Source organism: Protofrankia symbiont of Coriaria myrtifolia, from assembly GCF_900634755.1.
Classification (GTDB): domain Bacteria; phylum Actinomycetota; class Actinomycetes; order Frankiales; family Frankiaceae; genus Protofrankia; species Protofrankia coriariae.
Map to the genome: position 1 here is coordinate 1 of NZ_CAAAFS010000319.1, position 3,270 is coordinate 3,270.

Genomic DNA, 3,270 nt, shown 5'->3' on the forward strand with positions numbered 1-3,270 from the left:
GTTCGCACCCGCCCCCGGCCCGCCGTGCTTCCTCGGCCACCTCCGTTTCCTGGGCCGTCTTCTCGATCGCCCGGCTTCCGGGCACCGTCCCGGCCGCGCGTCACGATCACCAGCCCGGCCACCGCGCCAACGGGGTCGTCGATGCCAACGGGTCATCGGCCGACGCGCCGCTCGGCACCTACCGGCGATTTCGCCCGGCATCTACCGGCGATTTTGTCAGTACCGTTCGCCAGACCTCGGTACCGTCCAGCGGACCAATGAGGCGCAGGCGTGTTCCCGACGGTGAGCGTCCGACACCGAGCCGGATTATCCGCCGGCCCACCGAACCGATGACACGACCGGCTTCCTCCTGATTTCTCCCGTCCTGCCGGAATATCCGCGCTCCGGATCACCGGCGGGGAAAGAGCACCGTAAATGCCCGGGTGCCGCGCCGACGCCAACGCGCATGTTGAGGCACCTCACTCTTCGATGCGGCAGGATGAGTAAAAAATTCTTCCGGTGGCTCTGTCCGACCCCTGCGCATCCGGTCCGGCCACGGCCACATAGCACCAGGAGTCGCATGTGGACGCACTGACCACTACTGGCCCTGACGGCTCGACATCGGCGGATGTCGACACCGACATGCTGATCATCGGAGCCGGCCCGGCCGGCCTCTTCGGCGCCTACTACGCCGGGTTCCGCGGGCTGTCCGTGACGGTGATGGACTCGCTTCCCGAGGCGGGCGGTCAGGTCACCGCGATGTACCCGGAAAAGGTGATCTACGACGTGGCCGGGTTCCCCGCGGTACGGGGCCGGGAGCTCATCGCCGCTCTCGTTGCCCAGGCCGGCGCGTTCTCCCCCAACTACCTGCTCGGTCAGCAGGCAACCGAACTGGCCCACGAGGACGACGCCGTCGTGGTCACCAGCGCGCAGGGGACACGGGTACGGGCGAAGGCCGTTGTCATCACCGGCGGGCTCGGGACGTTCACGCCGCGCCCACTGCCCGTCGGCAGCGATCATCTCGGTCGCGGCCTGGTCTACTTCGTCCCGAAACTGGACGTCTATGCCAACGCCGACGTCGTCATCGTCGGCGGGGGCGACAGCGCCTTCGACTGGGCGCTCGCCCTGGAACCGCTGGCCCGGTCGGTGGCTCTCGTCCACCGGCGGGACCGGTTCCGCGCGCACGCGCACACCGTCGAAAAGGTGCTGTCCTCCAGCGTCGAGGTGCTCACGCACACCGAGGTCGCGGCCATCCACGGGGACAACCAGGTGGAGAAGGTCGAACTGGTGAACAACAGGTCCGGCGACCGCCAGGTCCGCCCGGCCCAAGGGATCGTCGCCGACCTCGGGTTCACCGCCGATCTGGGGCCCCTGACCCGCTGGAACCTGACCGTCGAGAAGCGTCACATCGTGGTGGGCACGACCATGGCGACCGGAGTCGAGCGGGTCTTCGCCGCCGGCGACATCACCGAGTACCCGGGCAAGGTGCGTCTGATCGCGACCGGTTTCGGCGAGGTAGCGACCGCGGTGAACAACGCGGCACCGATCATCGACCCGTCCGCCAAGGTCTTCCCGGGCCACAGCTCCGACGACGGCCCCGCCGCCTGATACCCCGGAGCACCGCCGGGGACGCCTGGGCCCCTGATGACCCGGGCGTCCTGATGATCCGGCATGCGCCGTCCACGACGGGCTGCCGCGTCCTCTCCGCACGCCCTCCGTACCGCTCGGATGTACTGCCCGACGTTGTTTTACATTGTTCAAAATTATTTGACGTTGTCCGATTCGGCCGTACGGGTTCGACACCGTACGGGTTCAACACCGTGCGGCCGCATCCACAAACGACCCGCAGCCCCGGGCGGGCGCCCTCCGACGGAGGCATCCTCCACACCGTCCGGCTGAATCGCCATCCGACCGGACCCGCACGGCCAGACCCGGCAACGCGGCCACCGCCCGGAGGGGCAGCCCGACAACGACATCACCGACCTGGCTGACGACGCCTGGGCCCCGCCGTCACACCGATGAGTCATCCGGCGGGACCAGATCACCATCCGGCACAACGCCGCCGTTATACGACGAGACCACCATTCACCCTCGGTGGTCGCCCGACGAATGGGCCGTTACCGTCGAGCAGCCAGCGGCGGTACGACCGGCACCCCCGATATCTCCCACGTGATCGCATCCTGGCGGGGGCGGCCATCGGCGGTGCGGCGGTGCGACCGTATACCCGTACTCCCGACGAACGCGCCATTACCCGACGAGCGCGCCGCCGGCGCAGACTGGTGGGCATGCGGGGTCTACTGGTGATCGGGCACGGCTCACGGCGGGACGAGGCGAACGCAACCGTCCGCGAGGTCGCACGCCTGCTCAGCACACCTGGCCGGGCCACCGCCGCCGCACCCGGCGCCGCGCTCGCCGCACCCGGCCGAGCCGTGACCGCCACATCCGGCCGTCTCACAGCCTCCGCTTCCGGCTCCACATCCGGTCAGGTCGCACCTCCCGCACCCGACCAGGTCGCACCCTCCGCAGCCGGCCAGGCCGCGGCCTGCGCGCTCAGGCAGGAAGCGGCTTCCGCGCTCGGGCGGGGGGCAACTCCCGTGCTTGACCCGTCCGGCTCGTCCCGCCTGTCCCACCCGTCCGGCCGGTCCAGCGCTTCCGGGCCGTCTGATACTTCCGGATCATCCGATACTTCCGGGTCGTTCGATGCTTCCAGGCGTGTGACGGGCCCCATGCGCGATCCGGCACCGGGCACCGTATCTGCCGATCTTGAGGCCTCGTCCTGCGAGTTCGAAACCCCGTATGCCGAGCCCGGTCCTGGCGTGACGGGTGGTCACCGTCAGATCCGCTGGCACGCCGTGGAGCCGGCCTTTCTGGACGTGGTCCAGCCCGACATCATGACCGGCTACGCCAACCTGGCCGCCGCCGGCTGCACCGAGATCGTGGCCCACCCGTTCTTCCTGTTCGACGGCAGCCACACGTCGCGGGACATCCCGGCCGCCCTCGCCCGGGCCCGGGAGCGCTTCCCGCACACCCGCTGGACGCTGACCGCGCCGCTCGGGCTGCATCCCGGCGTACTGACCGCCGTCACCGCCCGCATCGACGACGCCCTCACCGGCCATGCCTTCGCCCCGGACGAGCCCTGGCCGGACGGACTCCGATGACACCGATGACAGATATCACTTAATTCATCACTGGATGTGACGCTCGACGACAGCGGTGGCAGGCACCGACCCGCTCGCACCAGCCCCGCGCCCACCCCGAACGAGCTCACGCCCCGACCAGACCCCCGAACAC

The 3,270-nt window shown here is 69.6% G+C and carries 2 protein-coding genes; both read left to right on the forward strand.

Going from position 1 to position 3,270, the window contains the following annotated elements:
* Positions 1-621: 621 nt before the first annotated feature.
* Positions 622-1,587, forward strand: coding sequence for an FAD-dependent oxidoreductase (locus tag CM1CMNOD_RS18775; RefSeq protein WP_043607167.1), 966 nt, complete (start codon positions 622-624; stop codon positions 1,585-1,587).
* Between the two features lie 1,118 nt (positions 1,588-2,705).
* Positions 2,706-3,137 (forward strand): sirohydrochlorin chelatase, encoded by a 432-nt coding sequence (locus tag CM1CMNOD_RS18785; RefSeq protein WP_013875164.1) that lies wholly within the window; start codon positions 2,706-2,708, stop codon positions 3,135-3,137.
* The last annotated feature ends 133 nt before the right edge of the window (positions 3,138-3,270 follow it).